A 19182-nucleotide genomic window follows, 5' to 3' on the forward strand; every position below is an offset into this window, starting at 1 on the left:
GCCGATTTCTGAGCATATCTGAATGCCCCCGTCGGACAAATTTGGCCGGTGTCCTAGCCCTTGGGCATCTTCAGGATGACGTTGCGCCCGCTTTTGACATAGCGCAGTTCAGAATCGCCGATGGCGGAGACACGTCCGCCATCAATGCGGTCGCCCACAACGACCTTCTTGTAGCGCCCATTGCCCAACCGCACCAAGGCCCGGCGGTTGGAGGGTTTGCCATACACCCCAATGAGGTTGACCTTGCGCAGGTTGATCGCGTTCTTGACCGTCGCACTGCGCGAAACAGAGGCGCTGGAAGGGATCTTGGGCGCGACTGTGCGGGGGGCCACGGCGGCAGCGCTTGCCACCTGCGTTACCTCGGCGGGCCGGTTCTGCTGGGCGCGCTGGACAGTGCGGGTGAAGTTCGAAGGCCGCGTATCGGGGCGGATAGAGGCTTGCACCGCAAACCGTGTTGCATCGGCAAAAGGATCGGCATCGACATTGGCGGTAGAGGCCAGTGCCGCGGCCACAGCCTGTTCGGTATCAGCCGCCGAAATCCCCGCAGAGGAGGCCGCGGCGACCCGTTCCTGCACCGATTGCGGGCGCAGAACAGGCCGATATTCAGCCAGTTCCGATTTCGACAATCCGCCCAACTGCGCGCGTTCGTTGGTTTCAACCAGATCAGAGGGGCGCGCGCGGGGTCTGAAACCCGCCAGTTCGGGGCGGGGCTGGGTCACTTCGGGGGCCGTCTGGAACCGCGTTGGTGCCTCTGGCGGCACAGCGGGTGGTTTGCCTGCAAAGATCACAACCCCGTCGGGGTTCAGGGCCCCTTCGGGCGTGGGCACAACCAAGCCGCGCGCGTCAAAGGTAAATGTGGTGCCGGCCGCAGCGGGGGAGGGGATGTCTTCGAGCGCCTGATCCGGCCGCACCTCGGCCAGAGGCGGCAGGGCGACGGCGTCATTCGCGGTGCTGATCGGGTCAATGCTGGTCAGATAGAGGTCTTCGATATTGACCAGACCGGCAGGCTCCGGCGGCACAACGGGCGCGCGGGGGTAAATGCCGGTGGCTGCGTATTTTGCCTCGACTTCCTCCTCGGTCAACTCACGCGGGGGCAGGGGATCAGGGCGGCGCAGCGCGTCCAGCACGGCTTCGTCCGTTTCTGTCAGGTCAGGGTCAAGGGCGGCTGTCTGCACGGTTTCTTCGGCAGGAGGCGCGGCAACGATTGCGGGAACGTCCGGGATGTCAGGCTCTTGCGGGGCGGAGGCCGTGACTTCGGGTTCGCGGTTGCTGAACAGACGCGACAATCCCAACCCGTCATCCAGAAACACCGATGCCCAGGCGGCGACACCGGCCAGGAACACCAGAAGCGCCGCGGTGAGCATCAGGCCAAGGAAGCGTGGCTTGCCGCCCACTTCTGCACGGCGTGCGCCAAAAACGGTCATCCGCTCGGCTTCGCTGTCGGGGGTGCCGACGGCATGCGCTGTTGCGGGGACGGCGGTGGCCGCGACAGCGCGTTCTTCGAGTGCTGCTTTTGCAGCGGCCCGTCGGCGGCTCAGGAACCCGCCACGCGGCGCGGGCGGGGTTTCTTCCATCTCTGCCGCGTGGTCAAGCGAACTGCTGTCAGGATCGATCGGAAGTTCTGCCGCTGTCACGTTTGTTGCGGGGGCCGGAGGTGCCGCGCGGCTTGCGCGCAGGGTGTCGGCCTGAAGCGGGGCAGGTGCTTCGGGTGCCGTGCTCCGCCTGCTGGCAAAACCGGCGTTTGGCGGTGCCGATTGTTCTAAGGGCGGCTCTACCGGTGGGGCGATGGGGTCATTGGTGCCGTTGCCTTTTGCAGCGGCGGTGACGGCGTCGGGCAAAGAGGGCGCGTTTCCCAGTGCCTTGGCCACAAGAGGCGGCATTTCGGGCGTTGGGGCTGGTGTTTCGGCGGCCGGCGCGGTTTCGATCTCTGGCTCTGGCTCTGGCTCTGGCTCTGGCTCTGGCTCTGGCTTTGCGTCCTGCTGGGGTGCGGCAGGCTCGGGTTTGGCAGCGGCCTCTTCAGGAGGGGCTTCAGATGCGGGCTTGCCTGCGTCTTTTGTAGCGGGCGACACCTGCTCCGACGGGTCTTCGGCTTTGACCTCTGGGGGGGCCTCGGCCTCTGGTTCGGGTTCTGCGTCAGATGTCTTTTCTTCAACCTTGGTATCTTCCAGTACCAAGGGCTCCGGCGTGGTGTCCTCCTCCAGAGCGATATCGCTTTCAGCATCCGCTGGCGTTTCTTCTACCGTCGGGGCCTTGGGCAATGTGGCTTCGCCAATGACAACCACGGCAATGCCGTCCGGCTCAATGCTCTCTCCCGGCTCCAGCAGTGCCTCGGCGGCCTGGGCCTGACCAAAGAACGGCTCTCCCAGATAGGCCTCGTCGCCCGGCACAGCCACGAAGCTGACGGGGTGAAACCGGTGCTCCACCGCAAAGGCTTCGGCTTCTGCAAGCGTCTCACGCGCGACGGCGGCGATATGGGTGCGATCCCCTTCGGCGCTGATGTCAAAAGCGAGATCGTCGACCGCGTAAGGCGTGGCACCGTCCAATGCCTCAGCCGCCGCTGCGCGACGGGCGTCAGTGTCCATGCCGGGGGTGTCGATAACCAGATATCTGATCTGATCATTCGGCAGCATCAGTTTCGACCGCAGCCCGCCGGGTTCCAGCGCTGTCGCCGTTTTGCGCAGCACCGCCAGCGCATCCGCCATATCCGGCGCATCCAGCGAAACATCGCCGACAATGCGCCAGCCCCCCGCCGCGCGATGCAGCAGTCGGATGCCTTCAAAAGACAGGGAAAGGGCAAAATTCGGTTTCATGTTCGTGCTTTAACACATGCTCGGTGAGGGGACGAGCGCGCCCCGGATTTTAGTTAAGAATAGCGCGGGAGTTTGCCCATGAAAAGGGTTGAGGCGCATTCTGCCCTGTACAGTTGGCTTTGCTAAGGTCAGGTAAAGATCACAAACGACCCTCATAGAAAGGACAACCCCATGAAAATCAGGTTTTGGATGGCTGCCGCCTGTCTTGCGATGGCCCCGGCGGTGCAGGCAGAAGAAATTGCACAAGGTGTCTTTGTACAAGGCGAGGGACGCGTTTCAGTTGCGCCGGATCAGGCGATAATCAACCTTGGCGTGCGCGAGCGGGCAAAGACGGCGCAGGCCGCGATGGATGCAATGGCGCAATCGGTCAGCGGTATTCTGGCAGCGCTTGAGGCGCAGGGCATTGACGCGGCGGATCAGCAGACCAGCCGGTTCTACCTGAACCCCATCTACAACGAAGCGCGGCTCGACCAGGGCCGGCAGATCACCGGCTATGAAGCCGGTAATGCGGTGACCGTCACCGTGCGCGATCTGGCGGGGCTTGGGCCCATTCTGGATGCGGTGATTGCAACGGGGGCCAATGACTTCAACGGGCTGACTTTTGGGTTGCAGGATGACAGTGCCGCTGTTGAAGAGGCCCGCAAAGCGGCTGTCGCAGATGCAATGATGCGCGCCCGTGTGCTGGCTGAGGCGGCCGGTCTGGAACTGGGCGAGGTGCTGCGGCTGTCAGACGGGGCGTCCGGGGCAGGGCCGGTGCACATGGGCATGGCCGACGCGCGCGTCAGTATGGAAAGCGCCATCGCACCGGGCGAGGTCGATGTGAGCGCACGGATCACGATGGTCTTTGCCTTCACCGCAAAGGAATAACGCCGCCCCACGCGAAAGCAGGGCGGCGTTGAGTTCTGTTAGCTCGCCGCTTTGCTGAGCGCCTGATCCAGATCCGCGATCAGGTCATCCGCGTCCTCGGTCCCGATGGAGATCCGCACCACGCTTGGCCCCGCACCCGCCGCTTCCTGCTGCTCTGCCGACAACTGCCGGTGGGTGGTGGAGGCGGAGTGGATGATCAGCGAGCGGGTATCACCGAGGTTGGCCACATGGCTGAAAATCTCCAGCGCGTTGACCAGTTTGATACAGGCGTCATAGCCGCCTTTGACCGCCACTGTGAACAGCGCGCCCGCACCCTTGGGGCAGACAGTTTTCACGCGCTCAAAGTAGGGGGAGGATTCCAGCCCGGCATAGGTGACATGGTCAATCCGGTCGTCGTCCTCCAGCCATTTGGCCACTTTGCGGGCGTTCTCTACATGCCGCTCCATCCGCAGCGACAGGGTTTCGGTCCCCATCAGCGTGTAATGTGCCGCCTGCGGGTTCATCGTCATGCCCAGATCGCGCAGCCCGATGGCGATGCCGTGGAAGGTGAAAGCCAGATTGCCGAAGGTCTCATGGAACTTCAGGCCGTGATAGGCAGGCTCGGGCTGGCTGAGGGAGGGGAACTTGTCATTTGCGGACCAATCAAAGGTGCCGCTGTCCACCACGCATCCGCCGGTGACGGTGCCGTTGCCGGTGAGGTATTTGGTGGTGGAATGCACCACGAGCGTCGCGCCATGTTCAATCGGGCGGCACAGGTACGGCGTGGCGGAGGTGTTGTCGATGATCAGCGGCACGCCCGCTTCATCCGCGACATCCGCCACCGCGCGCACATCCATGATATAGCCGCCGGGGTTGGCGATGGCTTCGCCAAAGATCGCGCGGGTGTTTTCGTCCACCGCCGCACGCACCGCGTCCAGATCGTCAAAGTCGACGAATTTGCATTCCCAGCCGAAGCGTTTGATCGTCTGGCTGAACTGCGTGACCGTGCCGCCATATAGGCGGGTGGAGGCGATAATGTTCTTGCCCGGTCCCATCAGCGGGAAGAGCGCCATGATCTGTGCCGCGTGCCCGGAGGAGCAGCAGACCGCGCCAACACCGCCCTCAAGCGTGGCAATCCGCTCCTGAAGCACAGCAACCGTCGGGTTGGTCAGGCGCGAGTAGATGTAGCCGACTTCCTGCAAGTTGAAGAGTGCCGCAGCATGATCGGCATCGCGGAACACATAAGCCGTGGTCTGGTAGATCGGCGTCTGCCGCGCGCCGGTGGCCGGGTCAGGACGGGCGCCTGCGTGGATTTGCAGGGTGTCAAAGCCGTATGTCGGGCCGTCGGTCATGGTGAAATCTCCTTAATTCTATCGGTATGGCGGTTTGCGGTATGGTTAGGGGATGCCGCGTGGGGAGACAAGCGCGATGGGGGATTTGAGGACGTGGTCCTTGGAATGAGGTGTGGGGTGGGAGAGTGTTCTGCGGCTCGGGGTGCCAAAAACTAGACCTCTTTGATCTGTGCGCTCTGACGCTCTGCCTCCAGCAAGGTCGATACGATCTGTAGCGGGATGTTCAGCTCTTCGGATGCCTTCTTGATGGCGTCCATGATCGCCTCATCGCTGGCCATCAATCCACCGATCCGGTAAAGATCACTGCTGTGGTCCAGCGCAATGTGCATTTCTTCGCCTGTACTGGTCGCTGAAAACAAGCGCACATAGCCCTCAATCTGCTCTTCAAGGTCGGTCAGGATATCAATCACAGCGGTCAGTGCGGGGTCTTTCTGTGCCATCCCGGCTTTGGACAGCCAAACCCCGTATGCAACGTCGTTTTGCCCCCTGATCTTCTGCGATTCCACAAGATCAGACGTATCGATCCTGCTGAACCATCGGTCGGTTTCATGGGCTTGCGCGAGAAAGAAGGCCGGCAGCGGTGCGACGTTCTCAAACCGCAGGACGAACCCTTGGAAGACTGTTCTTGACCGCTTGCCGCCTGTCTTGATCTTGACCTCTGCCATCTCAAACTTGCGACCGCAGACCTTTCCACTCAGGTGATCTTCGGCTTTTTGCACAGATGCGCGCGGCAAAAGCCGCTGCGGGATCCTGTTCAGGAATGCGGATGCGTTTTGCTGATACTCCAGATCAACTGTCCGGGCTAAATGCGGCATGACCAACTGTTGCTGCGTGCGCGCCACCCATCTGTTCAGCATCGTCACCCCGCCGAAACCCACCGCGATCCCGAGCGCTGGTATCCTCAGATCATTGCTGTCGAAGAGTGAGGGAGCAAAAACAGCAAAGACCACTGCACCGATCACCGTTGCCACTGCAATGATCCAGCCGCGTCGGCGCTTTTCCCGCAGAACAGGAGAGAGCTCTGCCAGCGTTTCGATCAATTCCGGCTCGCGTGCCTGCATGTGCATTCCTTTTGCCTTTGGCCCAAACGTGGTTTCTGCTCTGATCGGCCCGGATTTTGCGACGGAAGTCGCCGGAAAATGGTCAGGGGGCGCCTACCGCATCCAGAACCCATTCGACTTGATCCGGTTCCGAATGGCCTGCTCCTTGCGCGGCAGGTTGTCCTGATCAAACAGTGCCCGCACCTTCCGACCACGCCCCTGATAGATCATCCGCTTGATCGCATCATACCCCTTCAGCACTTTCTTGAGCTTGTTGGGGGCCGTCACCTCTTCCAGCACCTGTACGGCCAGATCGTTTTCGCGGGCATAGAGCAGCGGCAGCAGGCGGTAGTGGCAGGACACTGTGCCATCCAGCAGGCCCTCGGGCAGGGTGTCACGGCCGCCACCCAGCGCATGGATCACCAGCGGCAGGGCCACCTGATCCAGCCATGGATCGAACGACTGACAACACAGCTCGACAGGGGGATCGTTGCGGATGGCCAGCGCGTATTGCTCAAAGAGCTGTCCAAAGGCATGCGGGCATTTGTAAAAGAAATACCCTGCGTTGAAATACAGATATCGCCGCCAGTATTCGTCCGGCTGGCTCAGATCGAGGCTGCTTTCAAAGTCCAGGTCGAACTTGTCGTAAAGCGATTTCCAAAGGCCCGTGTAGCCGGGGCCGTAGATTTGAGGCTCCGGCCATGTGCCTTCCCGGCGCAGCGACGCGGAGGGGCGGTCGAAATCAAAAGGCACGCGGCTCAGGTCGCACGTGATCAGCGTATCGGTGTCAAAGAAGACAAACGGCTCCCCTTCGGGCAGGGCGCGCAGCATTTCGATTTTGTTGCCATAGGGATAGGCGCTGCCGAAATGTCTGCTCTCAAACGGGATGATCTCTGCCCCGAAGTCGGCAAGCGCATCGCGCACGTCAGCACTGCGCATGCTGGGGTCCTTGTCCCACTTGGGTCCGGGTTGCGGTTCCGCGATGATCAGGCGGCCTTTTAAACCGGGGCTTCTTGCCCGCAGCGAAGCGGCAAAGATCAAGGCCTCATAGGCCAGCCGGCCATGCTGTCCCACAACGACGACGTTGAATGTTTGCGGTGCGCGCGCCTTGCGTGCCATACTCGATCTGCCTTTGGTCTTTTGCGGCCACTATAGGCGTTCGATCAGATTGGCAAAAGCGGCATTTGGGCCGTGCGGTGGGGGTGAGACATGCTGGATATCTTTTTCGCAATGGTGGCAGCGGGCATGAATGGCGCGCAGAATGATCAGGCTGCGGCCGCACCGGTGGCCGATCCCCCTGCCGCCGTGGCCGCAGAACCGCAGGCCGACAGCAGCGCGACCGTGACAATTGGTGAAGGCAGCGTCGTGATCGGAGAGAATGTTGTTGTCCAGGGCGCGACCGCCGCGACCCTTGCACCCGCGCCGGCACCCGCCGCGACCCCTGCACCCACCGCGACGCCCGCGCCAGCCGCTACCGCCGCACCTGCCGCCACTGCCTTACCAGCCGCAACCCCCTTCAACATGGCCGTGGTGCCCGCAGGATTGATGGCCGAAGACCAGACCCCCAGCGGCAAATTCACCACCGCGACAGAGATCAAACCGATCCTGAACGCGACCCGTGGCAACTGGGTTGCGGTGCGTGAATATGATGGCAAGGACTGGCTCTATGTCACGCATCTGTGGAGCTGGCGCTGCGGGCTGGCGGCGATGGCGATATCGGTCAATGATGAGCCGATGCAGAACTGGCCGCTGCCGCCCTGCCACATGAAGTATACGACCCCCAATGCGATCCTCGAAGACGATGGCATTCCGGCGCTGACCTTGCAGCTGGGTGGGGTGCAGACGATCACCATTCAGGTGGTCTATGACGATCTGACGATGGACATCGCCCGCTTTGCGCGTGGTGATGTGCTGATCCCCTGATCCTTTCGAAAAGGCCCTGAAATGTTTCTGAAAAACGCGTGGTATGTCGCGGCATGGGATCACGAGATCACCCGCGATCTGCAACAGGTTGTTGTGCTGGGTGAGAAGATCTGCGTCTTTCGCACCGAAGACGGTGCGCTGGTGGGGCTTGAGGATGCCTGTCCGCACCGCAAGCTGCCCTTGTCCAGAGGGCGCATCAGGGGCGACACCGTGGAATGCGGCTATCACGGGCTGACCTTTGACTGTGCCGGGCAATGTGTCTGGGCACCGGGTGCCGGGCGCATCCCGTCAAACGCGCGCGTCCATGCCTATCCAATGCACGAGAAATACGGGTTGGTATGGATCTGGATGGGCAACCCCGCGCTTGCCGATCCTTCCGAGATCTTTGAGATCGACCACTACGACGATCCCACATGGGGCATCAATCGCGGCGCTGCGATGGAGCTGGACTGCAATTACCTGCTGATGTGTGACAACCTGCTGGATCCAACCCATGTGGCCTGGGTCCATGAAAGCAGTTTCGGGCAAAGTGCCACGCGAGACACCCCGCTGCGCGTGACCAAGACCGACGATGGTGTGATCGTGCACCGCTGGATGATGGATGTGGAACCTGCCCCTTTCTACAAGAAAGTGGTGGCCTTTGAGGGCAATTGTGACCGGCTCCAGCATTACGAGGTGCGCTACCCCTCCCATGCGTTGGTGAAGGCGGTTTTTACGCCTGCGGGGACGGGGGGACCGGAGGGGCCGCTGCATGAGGACGTGTTCATCATGGACAGCTATAACTTCATGACACCCACCACCGAAGGCACCACGCGGTACTATTGGTTCCAGCTGCGCAACATCCGGCCTGACGATGCAGCGCTGTCCCAACTGATGACCGACGATGTGCAGCATGCGTTTGAAGAAGACCGCGCCGTGCTGAACGAAGTGCAGGTCGGCATGCGGGAGAAGACCAGCCCACACATCGATCTGCCCATTGACGGCGGTCAGCTGCGCTTCCGGCGTCAGTTACAGGCGATGATCAATGAGGAACGCGAGGTTGACCGCCAGATGGCGGAATAGAGCGTTACGGCAGAGCGCAAGAGGGGCAAAGCCAGCCCCGGCGTGAGGTGGATTGGGATGGCATTTGCATGCCGGGGGGGCAGCACCCTCAGCATCCGACAAGAGCACGATTACGCCACCTTCCCAAGGGATGCGCGAAACGCATGTGTCGACAGCGCAATTGAAGGTGGGGCTATCGGATGACGGCGTTTTAGGGGGGTGCAAGGCGACGTTCAGGTCAGACGGCTCAGCGTGCAGCGATGGCTCTTGCAGTATCGTTCAGAACGTTCTGGCCCAGATCCGTCATCTTGGCATGCTCATCAATCACGGCTTTGCAATCGTGATAGGCGGACAGCGAGCGTTGCTGGATAGAGGTGCAATAGGCACCGACCGTGTCGGTCTCGGCTCCCAGACCCAACGTCGGCAGGGCGGCCAGGACCGCGTCCATCGCCACCGTTTCCCGCGCGGAGACATAGCATGCGTGGTAGATCCCGTCGATCGGGCGCAGTGTTTCGCGCAGTGGGGACCGGAACCGCTCTGACGGATCGTTGGTCACCAATTCGCCGTCAGAGGCGAGGCCAAACAGGAAGTTATGCGAATATTCATGCGCGATCCGGGGCAGGTAGTCCCACCAATGATCATGGGCCTGCGCGTTCAGCGCCATCGCACCCCAAAGCGCGAAAGACGAGGCGCCGCCGAAGCTCAACTTTGCGTCAGGGCCGGGTTTGGCGAAAATGATCTCGGTCGTCAGCGCGGTCAATTCGCCGTAAAAGTCGGGCAGGGCGCGTTCGATGCAGGTCAGGGCGCGGCCCAGCACCTCTGTGGCATCCTTGAACTCGGCCGCGTCCAGCGGCAGCAGTGCCATGCTGTTTTCCGGCTCCAGATCGAACCAGCGCAGCAGGCAATCCACATCAACCGCATCGTAGTGTTCTGCACTCAGCGTCTTGATCGCAAGCCCGCTGTTGCCCTGCGCTCCCGCTGTCACGCGATCCGCCAGACGCTGGGCGCGGGCCATGTATTCCTCTGACGTGGCGCTGTCTGGGTTGTGGTGCACGGCAGAGGCAAGATCAAAGTAGAGCCCGAAATCGGTGGGGCGCGCCTGCCATGCGTCAAGCGTTGCCGCGTCGATGCTCAGGCACGGGTAGCTTTCCGCCAACCAGCCAAAGCTGGACGTCAGGCGATCCCGGACCGTTTTGTCCACCGCCTGCGCCGCTTTTGCCGAGGGCAAAAAAAAGTCGCCAGCGCTGCGGGCAGCGCCGACGGTTTGTTGTTCGATATCAGCCATATCTCTGTGGCTCTATCAGCCGGGCTTCTGCTCGCCAACTTTTGTCGCAATCGGCAGGAACTTCATCGCACCGTAAGGTGCCAGAATGGAAGCGGTCCCGGTCTTGCCGGTGTCGCCGACTTTTGTGGCGAGTGGCAGAAATTTCAGTGCGCCATATGGCGCCAAAACAGTATGTTTCATAGCTATTAACCCCTTTTTCAAAAACACCATCAGCCTACGCGGCCCTTTGGCCTCGATCAACGAAAAACGTGTTATGTTGAATTTGGGCGTTCAATTCCGTCGATAATAATCCCAATCAGGGCATCAATACGGTCTCGTGGCAAGAATTTGTCACGATCCCGAAACGACACGAGAGAATCATTCACCTGCCGGGCGGAGGTGACGTGAAGCATTGGACGCCCCCGTTCGAGCAGTTCATCGTCCTGCACAACCACAATCAGCGCCCCTGTCTGCGTGTCCGAAAGTGCGGCGGTGATCCGCTCCACCAAGGTGCCCCCGTCCCGGTACCTGATCAGGTCTCCATCCGCGCCGAGTGTCTGATCATGCGCCGTCAACACGGCGGCGGCACCCTCTTGTGCCAAGTGCTGCTGATGCAGGCGGGCTTTTTCCATTGCGGCGTCATCGCCCACGTAGACATGCACCGGCACGGCCCCTTTTTCCGCACCAAAGAGGGCGTCAACATAAGCCTTCGCGCTGTTGTGCCCGATTTGTGGCATGGAGTTCACTTCGGTGATGCAGGCCCCCGTCTCAAACCAGGGGCGGCTGGGATCGGTTGAGATCAGATCAAGCCCCATGCTTTCAAGCCGGAACATCCGGGAAATGCGTTCGGCCAGCTTGATGTTTTCGGGGTGCACCTTGTCCGTGATGGTTTCATTGTGCCCACCTTCGTCAAGGGTGTTGTTGCGCCGAAGGTATGCAATCTGATCGGCCGCAGGGATGGCGTGCAGCGCCAGCCCCTGATCTGCCAGACAATCGAACGCCAGATCATCGAGGGGGAAAGGTTTCTCCGCCTTGTAGGCGACTTTTCTGGCCCGTTTGACCTGCGCCTCTTCGACCAGTTGCGCCACGGTCTTGGTTCCGTCACCGACAACTGCTTTGGGATGGCGGGTAAAGCCGAAGACGTATCTGTTGCGGAAGGTGACAAGCCGGTGGCAATGACCGGGAATGCGCTGCTCGACCATGACGAAATTGGTGAACTCTCGGGCGGCTTCAAACGCGACTTTCATGTGATCGTCGTCCATGACGTCCACGCTCACCCCTTTGTTGCCATCCTGGTTTTCCGGCTTGACGACCACCGGATATCCCAGCTGCGCGGCAAAGGCGCAGGCGTGATCCAGCCGGGTTACCAGTCTCGAATGCGCTGTGGGCACGCCGTTTTGTTGCAGCCACTTGCTGGTGGTCCATTTGTCTTTTGCAGACCTTGCGCCAATGGCCGCGTCGCCCTGCGTCATGCTGCGTTCCACAAGCACGGCATGGGAACCGGTGCCAAGCTGGTAGACCGATCTGCCGACATGTTCGATCTGAATGCCCCGCTCAAAGGCCGCCTTGAGCAGGTGGATGCAGTTTGGGCCGCTCCCGCATTCCCACCGGATGACATCCACGACATCCTTCTCCAAGGCGTCTGCCCTGGACCTGACGTCTTCGACCACGTTGGCAGTGGTGGCCAGATCGCGGATCAGGCTGTAGGCGGCACCATAGGCCAGCCGGTAAACCCGCGCGGGGATATGTTCCGTCACCGGGATGGTCAGGATGACGGTGGGCGCGCCGCGGGCTTCGGGTTGGGAAAGGGCGACGATCCTCTCCCGATCAAAGGACGGCAGGCCTGCATCCACAAGAAGCTGTCGGGCCAGGACACACACCGCTTGAATGCACTGCGCCTGCACGGGCGCAAGTGTGACGGAAGGCCGTCTGCGGGGGGCTGTCATCTCTTCGGGTTCCATCGCCATCATATCGGTCAGGAACTGCCGCATCAGGTCCGGGTTGAACCGTTCCAGCGGTGGCAGATCGAACTGCGCTGTCCGCCGGAGTTGCCTGCTGCCGTCGGCATAACGGTACAGGACCGTCCCGATCTGGATGTGGTCTTCGATGTCCAAAGTCCGTGTTCCCATTCCCACCCGCGTGAAGCCTTAGCCTAACGGGATGTTGGCCTTGCGTCTGCCCTCAAGTTGGGAATCGCTCTGCGCACCCACGACAGGCGGGCAGGGGGCGTGGGGTGAAAGCCGGAAGTGGGGCCGATCAGGACTGCACGGTGAAATCTGCCGCGCGCCCTTCGTTCAGGACGACATCTGCGTTACGCATATCATTCCCCTCGGCCCGTGCGGTGGCGTCGGCGGGGGACAGGCCGTGATTGCGCCAGCGTTCCACAAGCCGCGCGTGCAGCGTGGCGCGCGGCACATCAAGGCGGACGGTCAGATCGAACAAGCCGTCAAGTTCCGACCAAGGGGCGCGGTTCAGCAGCAGGTAATTGCCTTCGATCAGCAAAACCCGCGTGTCCGCACTGACCGCAGCCCCATCTGGCACCGTCTTGTCTGCCTCCCGGTCAAAGGTGGGATAGGTGATTGTGGTGTCTGACCTCAGACGACGCACCAGTGCTGCGAAAGCCGCAGCATCAAAGGTCTCAGGCGCGCCTTTGCGTTCCAGCAGGCCAAGAGGGATCAGTTCGGCATTATCAAGGTGAAACCCGTCCATCGGTACAACCGCCGCTGGAAGCCGCAGGCCCTGCGCAAGCGCTTCCGCGATGGTGGATTTGCCAGAGCCGGGAGGACCCGCAATCCCGATCAGGATCCGCGACTTTCCTTCGGCACAGCGTTCGATTTCCGAAAGGAGCTGGGCTTGCGTGACAAGGGGCATCTAGGTGTCGCTCCCGTTTAACTCATGTGCCCAGGGCGGATTGGCCCCGGCGCGGGACACGGTGATGGCAGCGACCTGCGCCCCAAGGGTCAGGGCATCGTGCATCTGCGCGGCAGTGATGTCAGCCCAGCGGTCTTTGCGCAGCCACCCCGCCTGCGACAGCGACGCCAGAACACCTGCGTTAAAGGTGTCGCCGGCCCCGACGGTATCGACGATCTGCGCGGGACGTGCGGGCACATGAACCTCTGTACCATTGCGCAGATAAGCAGTTGCCCCTTGCGCGCCCTGCGTCAGGATGACGGTCCGCGCACCAAGGTCCAGCAACGCCCGCGATTTTTGCGGATGCGTGTCAGCGCCGGGAACGATCCAGTCGAGGTCTTCGTCAGAGATTTTCACAATGTCCGCCTGCGCGATCATCCCCTCCAGCCGATCCCGGTAGCGGGTCGCATCAGCGATGAACCCCGGTCGGATGTTGGGATCCAGCATGACCAGACGGTCGGACCCTTCCTTTGCCAGCAAAGCCGCATAGGCGTCTGCACCGGGCTCACAAGCCAGGCTGATCCCGCCGAAATAGAGCGCGGATACCTCTGGCTGAAGGGCCGGCAGGTCGGATGGGGTCAGCATGCGACCGGCAGAATTCTCATCCATGAAGGTATAGCGCGCCTGCCCGTCGGTCAGTTGCACAAAGGCAAGGGTCGTCGGCCGCGCGCTGTAGATGACATGCGCGGTATCCACCCCTGATTGCGTCAGGGCGGTGGTCAGTTGCTGGCCGAACATGTCCTGCGAAAGCCCGCTGAGAAGCCCGGCCGTTGCCCCCAGACGCCCCAGCGCGATGGCCGTGTTGAAGACCGCACCGCCACAATGCGGCACAAAGCCCGAAGCGCCCGAAACCGTTGGTTCGGGGATCATGTCGATCAGCGCTTCGCCGCAGCATAGGATCATGGGTGTCCCCCTCTTGACGCAGTAATCAGATCTTACGCAGATAGATATGCCGCAACTGCGTTCTCAAATCCATCGGACCAGATCAGATTGAGCCACGATGCAAAGGCCTGCGCAAATGCCACGTTGTCAGAGAGATCGCCATAATATTGGCGCTGGGCCAGCCAATGCGCCGGGTCCGATCTGGCGGCCAGGGCTGTCGCCTGCACGTCATCCCAGAAGGGATCGTTTGCTGCGATCACACCGCCGTCTTCGCGTGTGCCTGCACACATGCGGGCCCACGCGGCCTCCACCAATGCAAGACCCCGGACAGATGTGCCCGCAGCAATGCCATCCCGGATGGAGGGAATGATGAACCCCGGATGCCGCGCTGTGCCGTCAAAAGCCACACGCCGGGTGGTGTCGACAATGCGCGGATTGCTGAAGCGGGTCTTGATCAGGTCGAAATAGCCCGCAGGGGACATGCCCGGAACGGGTGTCAGATGCGGCAGGATTTCGTGCGATGTGACCCGGTCAAACAACTGCCGGATGGTGTCGTTCTCCATACAGCCCGCAATCGTGTCGATGGACAAAAGCTCACCCGCATTTGCGATGATCTGATGTCCGCCATTCAGCACGCGGATTTTCATGGCCTCGAAATCATGCACGTCCGTGGTAAAGGTCGCGCCCACCCGGTCCCAATCGGGGCGGCCCGCGCAGAAATCATCCTCAATCACCCATTGGCGGAAGTTCTCATGGGTGACGGGGGCGGCATCATCCACCCCCAGCGCCTGCACCAGCGCGAGTTCGGTGGGGCCGGTCGCCGGGACGATGCAATCCACCATGGAGTTCGGGAACGTGCACTGCGCATCAATCCAGGCCGCCAGATCGGGATCGGTCAGCCGGGCGAGAGAGACAACAGTCTTGCGCAGGATCGCGCCATTGCCTTGCAGATTGTCACAGCACATGCAGGTGAAAGGTCCCGTCCCATCGGCGCGCCTGCGCCCCAGCGCGGCAATCATTGCGCCAAAGGCGGTTCTTGGTTGCGTTGGATTGGCAATGTCATGGGTGATGTCGGGGTGGGTCGCGTCAAAGTCCTTGGTGGCAGGGTCGACGTAGTAGCCCCCTTCGGTCACAGTCAGCGCCACGATGCGGATGTCCGGCTGGGCCATCCGATCAATCAGGGCGGCGTTGTGGTCCTGCACCTCAATGAAATCCAGCATGGAGCCTGTGATCTCAACCGTTGTGGTCTCAGGCGCGAGTTCGATCAGGGTCGTCAGGTAATCCTGCCGCTGCAATTTCTCCCGTTGGACCGCATCGCCGGGGCGTACGCCAGCGCCCACAATGCCCCAATCCAAGGCCTGACCCTGCTGCATCAAGCGGTGCAGATACCATGCCTGATGGGCACGGTGAAAATTGCCCAGACCGATGTGCAGGATGCCCGCCTGCATATCCGCGCGGTCATAGCCGGGGCGCAGCACATCCACGGGCAGCGTGGGCAGAGCCTCAAGCGTCAGTTTGGGGGCAGGGCGGCCTGTCATCTGATCTTCCATCAGCACACCCAGTTCCCACCATCAACGCCGTATGTCTGCCCGACGATATAGCTGGCATCATCGCTTGCCAGAAACACAGCCATGCCGGTCAGGTCCTCAGCGGCGCCCATCCGGCCAAAGGGCACGGCTGCACCCACTTCGGCTTTCTTCTGGCCCGGTGCCTTGCCTTCATACTTGGCAAAGAGCGCATCCACGCCGTCCCAATGCGCGCCCTCGACCACACCGGGGGCAATGGCGTTCACGTTGATGCCATGCTGGATCAGGTTCAATCCGGCCGATTGCGTCAGGCTGATCACGGCGGCTTTGCTGGCGCAATAGACCGCAACAAGGCTTTCGCCGCGCCGTCCGGCCTGACTGGCCATGTTGATGATCCGCCCCTTGATGCCCCGCTCGATCATGTGGCGGGCAACGGCTTGCAGGGTGAAAAGCGTGCCGCTGACGTTCACGGCAAAGACCCGGTCGAAATCGCTGCGGGTGATCTCTTCAACCGGGGCGGCGGTGAAAAGGGCCGCGTTGTTGATCAGGATGTCGATCTGGCCGAAGGCATCGGTGGTGGTGGCGATGGCGGCATCAATGCTGTCCTGACGGGCGACGTCCATCTCGACCGCGATGGCCGCATCGCCAATTTCTGCCGCGACCTGCGTGGCCTGCATCAGATCGATGTCCGCGATTGCGACCCGCGCGCCTTCCGCCGCATAGGCTTGCGCAAACGCCCGGCCAATGCCCCGCGCAGCCCCCGTGATCAGGGCCGTTTTCCCGCCAAGCCGCATGTTCAGAGCCTCAGACCGTCAGCGCCGAATTTGTGCATCTCATCCAGACGTGGATTGAGGTGGATGGTGTCGCCATGTGTGAGGCTGACATCGCCAATGGCCCGGACCGTGATCGTTTCGGCCAGACCGGTGTTGTGGATGTGAAAGAACGTGTCGGAGCCAAGGTGCTCTGCCACGCCTACTGTGCCCTGCCATGTGCCGCCGTCCTCAACCACGTCGATATGTTCGGGCCGGATGCCGATGGTATGCGCGCCGTGTTCCGTGGCCGCTGCCCCTTCGATCAGGTTCATCTTGGGCGAGCCGATGAAACCCGCAACAAAGGTGTTGCGCGGTGCGCGGTAGAGTTCCAGCGGGGAGCCGACCTGCTCAATCACACCAGCCTGCAACACGACGATCTTGTCGGCCATGGTCATGGCTTCGACCTGATCATGGGTGACATAGATCATCGTTGTATCCAGCTTCTTGTGAAGCTCGGAGATTTCCATGCGCATGCCCACACGCAGGGCCGCATCAAGGTTCGACAAGGGCTCATCAAACAGGAATGCCGCAGGTTCACGCACAATGGCGCGGCCAATGGCAACGCGCTGGCGCTGGCCACCCGACAACTGTCCGGGGCGACGGTCAAGGTAGTCCGTCAGGTTCAGCACGCTCGCCGCGCCTTCGACCCGGCGGTTGATCTCTGCCGGGTCCAGCTTCGCCATCTTCAGCGGGAAGGCGATGTTCTTGCGCACCGACATATGCGGGTAGAGCGCGTAGGACTGGAACACCATCGCCAGACCACGCTTGGCCGGAACCAGATCGGTGGCGTCTTTTCCGTCGATCTCGATATGACCCGTCGTGATGTCCTCCAGCCCTGCAATGAGGCGCAGAAGCGTGGATTTGCCGCAACCCGACGGGCCGACGAAGACCGTGAACTCACCGTCCTGAATGGTCAGGTCCAGCGGCGGGATGACTTGGGTTTCACCAAAGCTCTTGGTGACTTGCTTGAGTTGTATCTGTCCCACAGGTCTATCTCCTACTTCACGGCGCCGAAGGTCAGGCCCCGGACAAGTTGTTTCTGGCTGAACCAGCCAAGGATGAGGATCGGCGCGATGGCCATGGTCGAGGCCGCGCTGAGTTTCGCGAAGAACAATCCCTCCGGAGAGGAATAGCTGGCGATGAAGGCCGTAAGCGGTGCGGCTTTGGCGGCGGTGAGGTTGAGGGTCCAGAACGCTTCGTTCCAGGCCAGAATGAAGTTCAGCAAGAGCGTCGAGGCGATGCCGGGAATGGCCATCGGCGTCAGCACGTAAAGGAGTTCTTCCTTCAGGCCCGCACCGTCCATCCGGGCGGCTTCCAATATCTCGCCGGGGATCTCCTTGAAGTAGGTGTAGAGCATCCAGATGATGATCGGCAGGTTGATCAGCATCAGGACGATCACCAGCCCGGCGCGGCTGTCCAGCAGACCCATCTGGATGAACAGAAGGTAGATGGGATAGAGCACGCCAACCGCCGGAAGCATCTTGGTGGAGAGCATCCACAGCAGGATGTCCTTGGTCCGCTTGGACGGCACGAAGGCCATCGACCACGCGGCAGGAACCGCGATGATGCAGCCCAGAATGGTGGACCCGCCCGCAATGATGATCGAATTCCACAGGAACCGGCCATAGTTGGAGCGTTCCATCACCACGCTGTAGTTCTCCAGCGTCCAGTCGAAGCCGAGGAATATGGGTGGCGAGGCAATTGCCTGCGCCTCGGTCTTGAAGCTGGTGAGGATGGTCCACAGGATCGGGAAGAAGATCAGCAACCCGATGGCCCAGGCAAAAGTGGTGTTCATCAGCTTACGGCGGGGGGAAACAGCACGTGCCATGATCAAGCGTCCAGGTTCTTGCCGACGATCCGCATCAGGAAGATCGCGACGATGTTTGCAAGGATGATGGCGTAAACACCACCGGCGGAGCCGAGGCCGACGTTCTGGCTTTCCAGCACACGCTGGAAGATCAGGTAGGACAGCGTGCGGGTGCCGAAGGCGCCGCCCGTGGTCACAAAGATCTCGGCGAAAATGGCCAGAAGGAAGATCGTCTGGATCAGGATCACAACGGTCATGGCCCGGCTGAGGTGCGGCAGGATGATGTAGAAGAAGCGCTTGAGCTTGGGCGCGCCGTCCATTTCAGCGGCTTCCAGCTGTTCGCTGTCCAGCGACTGAACCGCCGTCAGCAGGATCAGGGTGGCAAACGGCAGCCACTGCCAGCTTACAATCATGATGATAGAGGGCAGGGAGGCATCTGAAAGCCAGCTCACAGGATCTGCGCCAAAGAACCGCCACAGATGGGCGAAGAGGCCGTTCACCGGATCCATGAACATGTTCTTCCACACAAGTGCAGAGACAGTCGGCATCACAAAGAACGGGGCGATGACCAGTATCCGGACGACCCCCTGGCCCCACATGGGCTGGTCCAGCAGCAGTGCCAGCAGGACCCCGAAAACCACGGTAATGGCAAGAACGCCCAAAACGATCACAAGCGTTGTCTGCACAGCCGGCCAGAAGGCGCTGGACGTGACGAACCGGGTGTAGTTGTCAAACCCGGCGAAGCCCAGATCACCGCCGCGCAGCGGCAGATATTTCCGGAAAGAAAACCACAGGGTCATGATCAGCGGCACCAGCATCCAGCCCAGAAGCAGGATCACAGCGGGGGCCATCATAACGCGGGCAGCGGATCGGGAAGCCTTCGTAGCCATTGGACAGTTCTCCTCCGTGAACAGGAAGCCGATGTGCAGCCCTGTTGTCAGACGACTTTAATGGAACGGGAGTAGGGAA

17 protein-coding genes are annotated in these 19182 nt (G+C 61.3%); 3 read left to right on the top strand and 14 right to left on the bottom strand.

The genetic code is table 11. The annotated features are described in order from the left end of the window. Positions 1-53 precede the first annotated feature (53 nt). Positions 54-2810 (bottom strand): hypothetical protein, encoded by a 2757-nt coding sequence (locus Q1A91_RS05805; RefSeq protein ID WP_299874258.1) that lies wholly within the window; start codon positions 2808-2810, stop codon positions 54-56. A gap of 171 nt (positions 2811-2981) precedes the next feature. On the opposite strand from Q1A91_RS05805, the gene Q1A91_RS05810 reads away from it, so the two are divergent. Further along, positions 2982-3677, top strand: coding sequence for an SIMPL domain-containing protein (locus tag Q1A91_RS05810; RefSeq protein ID WP_299874260.1), 696 nt, complete (start codon positions 2982-2984; stop codon positions 3675-3677). Between the two features lie 38 nt (positions 3678-3715). Here the strand turns inward: Q1A91_RS05810 and Q1A91_RS05815 are convergent, their stop codons facing one another. From Q1A91_RS05815 to Q1A91_RS05825, 3 genes are all read right to left on the bottom strand, one after another. Beyond that, positions 3716-5008 carry an O-acetylhomoserine aminocarboxypropyltransferase/cysteine synthase family protein gene (locus Q1A91_RS05815; RefSeq protein ID WP_299874262.1) on the bottom strand — a complete coding sequence of 431 codons (1293 nt, stop codon included), beginning with the start codon at positions 5006-5008 and terminating at the stop codon, positions 3716-3718. A 152-nt stretch (positions 5009-5160) separates the two neighbouring features. Beyond that, entirely contained in the window at positions 5161-6069 is a 909-nt protein-coding gene (locus tag Q1A91_RS05820) for a hypothetical protein (protein WP_299874265.1), read from the bottom strand. Between the two features lie 93 nt (positions 6070-6162). Continuing rightward, entirely contained in the window at positions 6163-7167 is a 1005-nt protein-coding gene (locus tag Q1A91_RS05825) for a hypothetical protein (protein WP_299874267.1), read from the bottom strand. 90 nt (positions 7168-7257) lie between these two features. Between Q1A91_RS05825 and Q1A91_RS05830 the strand changes: the two genes are divergently transcribed. Together Q1A91_RS05830 and Q1A91_RS05835 are read left to right on the top strand one after the other, a co-directional pair. After that, a complete protein-coding gene (locus Q1A91_RS05830) occupies positions 7258-7971 on the top strand; it encodes a hypothetical protein (protein ID WP_299874270.1) in 714 nt (237 codons plus the stop codon). 21 nt (positions 7972-7992) lie between these two features. Further along, positions 7993-9033: an aromatic ring-hydroxylating dioxygenase subunit alpha gene (locus tag Q1A91_RS05835; RefSeq protein WP_299874272.1), complete on the top strand. Its 1041-nt coding sequence runs from the start codon at positions 7993-7995 to the stop codon at positions 9031-9033. A 226-nt stretch (positions 9034-9259) separates the two neighbouring features. On the opposite strand, the gene Q1A91_RS05840 is transcribed toward Q1A91_RS05835, so the two are convergent. The 10 genes from Q1A91_RS05840 to Q1A91_RS05885 all read right to left on the bottom strand — a co-directional run bounded on the left by Q1A91_RS05840 (position 9260) and on the right by Q1A91_RS05885 (position 19103). Continuing rightward, positions 9260-10297: an HEXXH motif-containing putative peptide modification protein gene (locus tag Q1A91_RS05840; protein ID WP_299874275.1), complete on the bottom strand. Its 1038-nt coding sequence runs from the start codon at positions 10295-10297 to the stop codon at positions 9260-9262. A 15-nt stretch (positions 10298-10312) separates the two neighbouring features. Further along, positions 10313-10477, bottom strand: coding sequence for a hypothetical protein (locus Q1A91_RS05845; protein ID WP_299874278.1), 165 nt, complete (start codon positions 10475-10477; stop codon positions 10313-10315). 71 nt (positions 10478-10548) lie between these two features. After that, complete coding sequence (locus tag Q1A91_RS05850) at positions 10549-12405, bottom strand: hypothetical protein (protein ID WP_299874280.1); 1857 nt, start codon at positions 12403-12405, stop codon at positions 10549-10551. A gap of 127 nt (positions 12406-12532) precedes the next feature. After that, on the bottom strand, positions 12533-13147 hold the full coding sequence (locus Q1A91_RS05855) for a phosphoribulokinase (protein WP_299874282.1): 615 nt from the start codon (positions 13145-13147) through the stop codon (positions 12533-12535). Beyond that, the gene (locus Q1A91_RS05860; protein WP_299874285.1) at positions 13148-14089 is read right to left on the bottom strand and encodes a carbohydrate kinase; all 942 of its coding nucleotides are present in this window, start codon (positions 14087-14089) and stop codon (positions 13148-13150) included. Between the two features lie 32 nt (positions 14090-14121). Beyond that, positions 14122-15606 carry a mannitol dehydrogenase family protein gene (locus Q1A91_RS05865; protein ID WP_299874288.1) on the bottom strand — a complete coding sequence of 495 codons (1485 nt, stop codon included), beginning with the start codon at positions 15604-15606 and terminating at the stop codon, positions 14122-14124. A gap of 11 nt (positions 15607-15617) precedes the next feature. Continuing rightward, complete coding sequence (locus Q1A91_RS05870) at positions 15618-16388, bottom strand: L-iditol 2-dehydrogenase (RefSeq protein WP_299874291.1); 771 nt, start codon at positions 16386-16388, stop codon at positions 15618-15620. A gap of 2 nt (positions 16389-16390) precedes the next feature. Further along, entirely contained in the window at positions 16391-17392 is a 1002-nt protein-coding gene (locus tag Q1A91_RS05875) for an ABC transporter ATP-binding protein (protein WP_299874294.1), read from the bottom strand. 11 nt (positions 17393-17403) lie between these two features. After that, on the bottom strand, positions 17404-18234 hold the full coding sequence (locus Q1A91_RS05880) for a carbohydrate ABC transporter permease (RefSeq protein ID WP_299874297.1): 831 nt from the start codon (positions 18232-18234) through the stop codon (positions 17404-17406). A gap of 2 nt (positions 18235-18236) precedes the next feature. Beyond that, entirely contained in the window at positions 18237-19103 is an 867-nt protein-coding gene (locus tag Q1A91_RS05885; protein ID WP_299874299.1) for a carbohydrate ABC transporter permease, read from the bottom strand. Between the last annotated feature and the right edge of the window lie 79 nt (positions 19104-19182).

This window comes from uncultured Sulfitobacter sp. (genome assembly GCF_947500075.1).
Lineage (GTDB): Bacteria > Pseudomonadota > Alphaproteobacteria > Rhodobacterales > Rhodobacteraceae > Sulfitobacter.

Coding starts and splice junctions, on each gene's coding strand:
- Q1A91_RS05850 (WP_299874280.1), bottom strand. CDS start 12,405: ATGGGAACACGGACTTTGGACATCGAAGACCACATCCAGATCGGGACG.
- Q1A91_RS05855 (WP_299874282.1), bottom strand. CDS start 13,147: ATGCCCCTTGTCACGCAAGCCCAGCTCCTTTCGGAAATCGAACGCTGT.
- Q1A91_RS05845 (WP_299874278.1), bottom strand. CDS start 10,477: ATGAAACATACTGTTTTGGCGCCATATGGCGCACTGAAATTTCTGCCA.
- Q1A91_RS05865 (WP_299874288.1), bottom strand. CDS start 15,606: ATGACAGGCCGCCCTGCCCCCAAACTGACGCTTGAGGCTCTGCCCACG.
- Q1A91_RS05870 (WP_299874291.1), bottom strand. CDS start 16,388: ATGCGGCTTGGCGGGAAAACGGCCCTGATCACGGGGGCTGCGCGGGGC.
- Q1A91_RS05835 (WP_299874272.1), top strand. CDS start 7,993: ATGTTTCTGAAAAACGCGTGGTATGTCGCGGCATGGGATCACGAGATC.
- Q1A91_RS05810 (WP_299874260.1), top strand. CDS start 2,982: ATGAAAATCAGGTTTTGGATGGCTGCCGCCTGTCTTGCGATGGCCCCG.
- Q1A91_RS05825 (WP_299874267.1), bottom strand. CDS start 7,167: ATGGCACGCAAGGCGCGCGCACCGCAAACATTCAACGTCGTCGTTGTG.
- Q1A91_RS05820 (WP_299874265.1), bottom strand. CDS start 6,069: ATGCAGGCACGCGAGCCGGAATTGATCGAAACGCTGGCAGAGCTCTCT.
- Q1A91_RS05840 (WP_299874275.1), bottom strand. CDS start 10,297: ATGGCTGATATCGAACAACAAACCGTCGGCGCTGCCCGCAGCGCTGGC.
- Q1A91_RS05885 (WP_299874299.1), bottom strand. CDS start 19,103: ATGGCTACGAAGGCTTCCCGATCCGCTGCCCGCGTTATGATGGCCCCC.
- Q1A91_RS05880 (WP_299874297.1), bottom strand. CDS start 18,234: ATGGCACGTGCTGTTTCCCCCCGCCGTAAGCTGATGAACACCACTTTT.
- Q1A91_RS05830 (WP_299874270.1), top strand. CDS start 7,258: ATGCTGGATATCTTTTTCGCAATGGTGGCAGCGGGCATGAATGGCGCG.
- Q1A91_RS05860 (WP_299874285.1), bottom strand. CDS start 14,089: ATGATCCTATGCTGCGGCGAAGCGCTGATCGACATGATCCCCGAACCA.
- Q1A91_RS05805 (WP_299874258.1), bottom strand. CDS start 2,810: ATGAAACCGAATTTTGCCCTTTCCCTGTCTTTTGAAGGCATCCGACTG.
- Q1A91_RS05815 (WP_299874262.1), bottom strand. CDS start 5,008: ATGACCGACGGCCCGACATACGGCTTTGACACCCTGCAAATCCACGCA.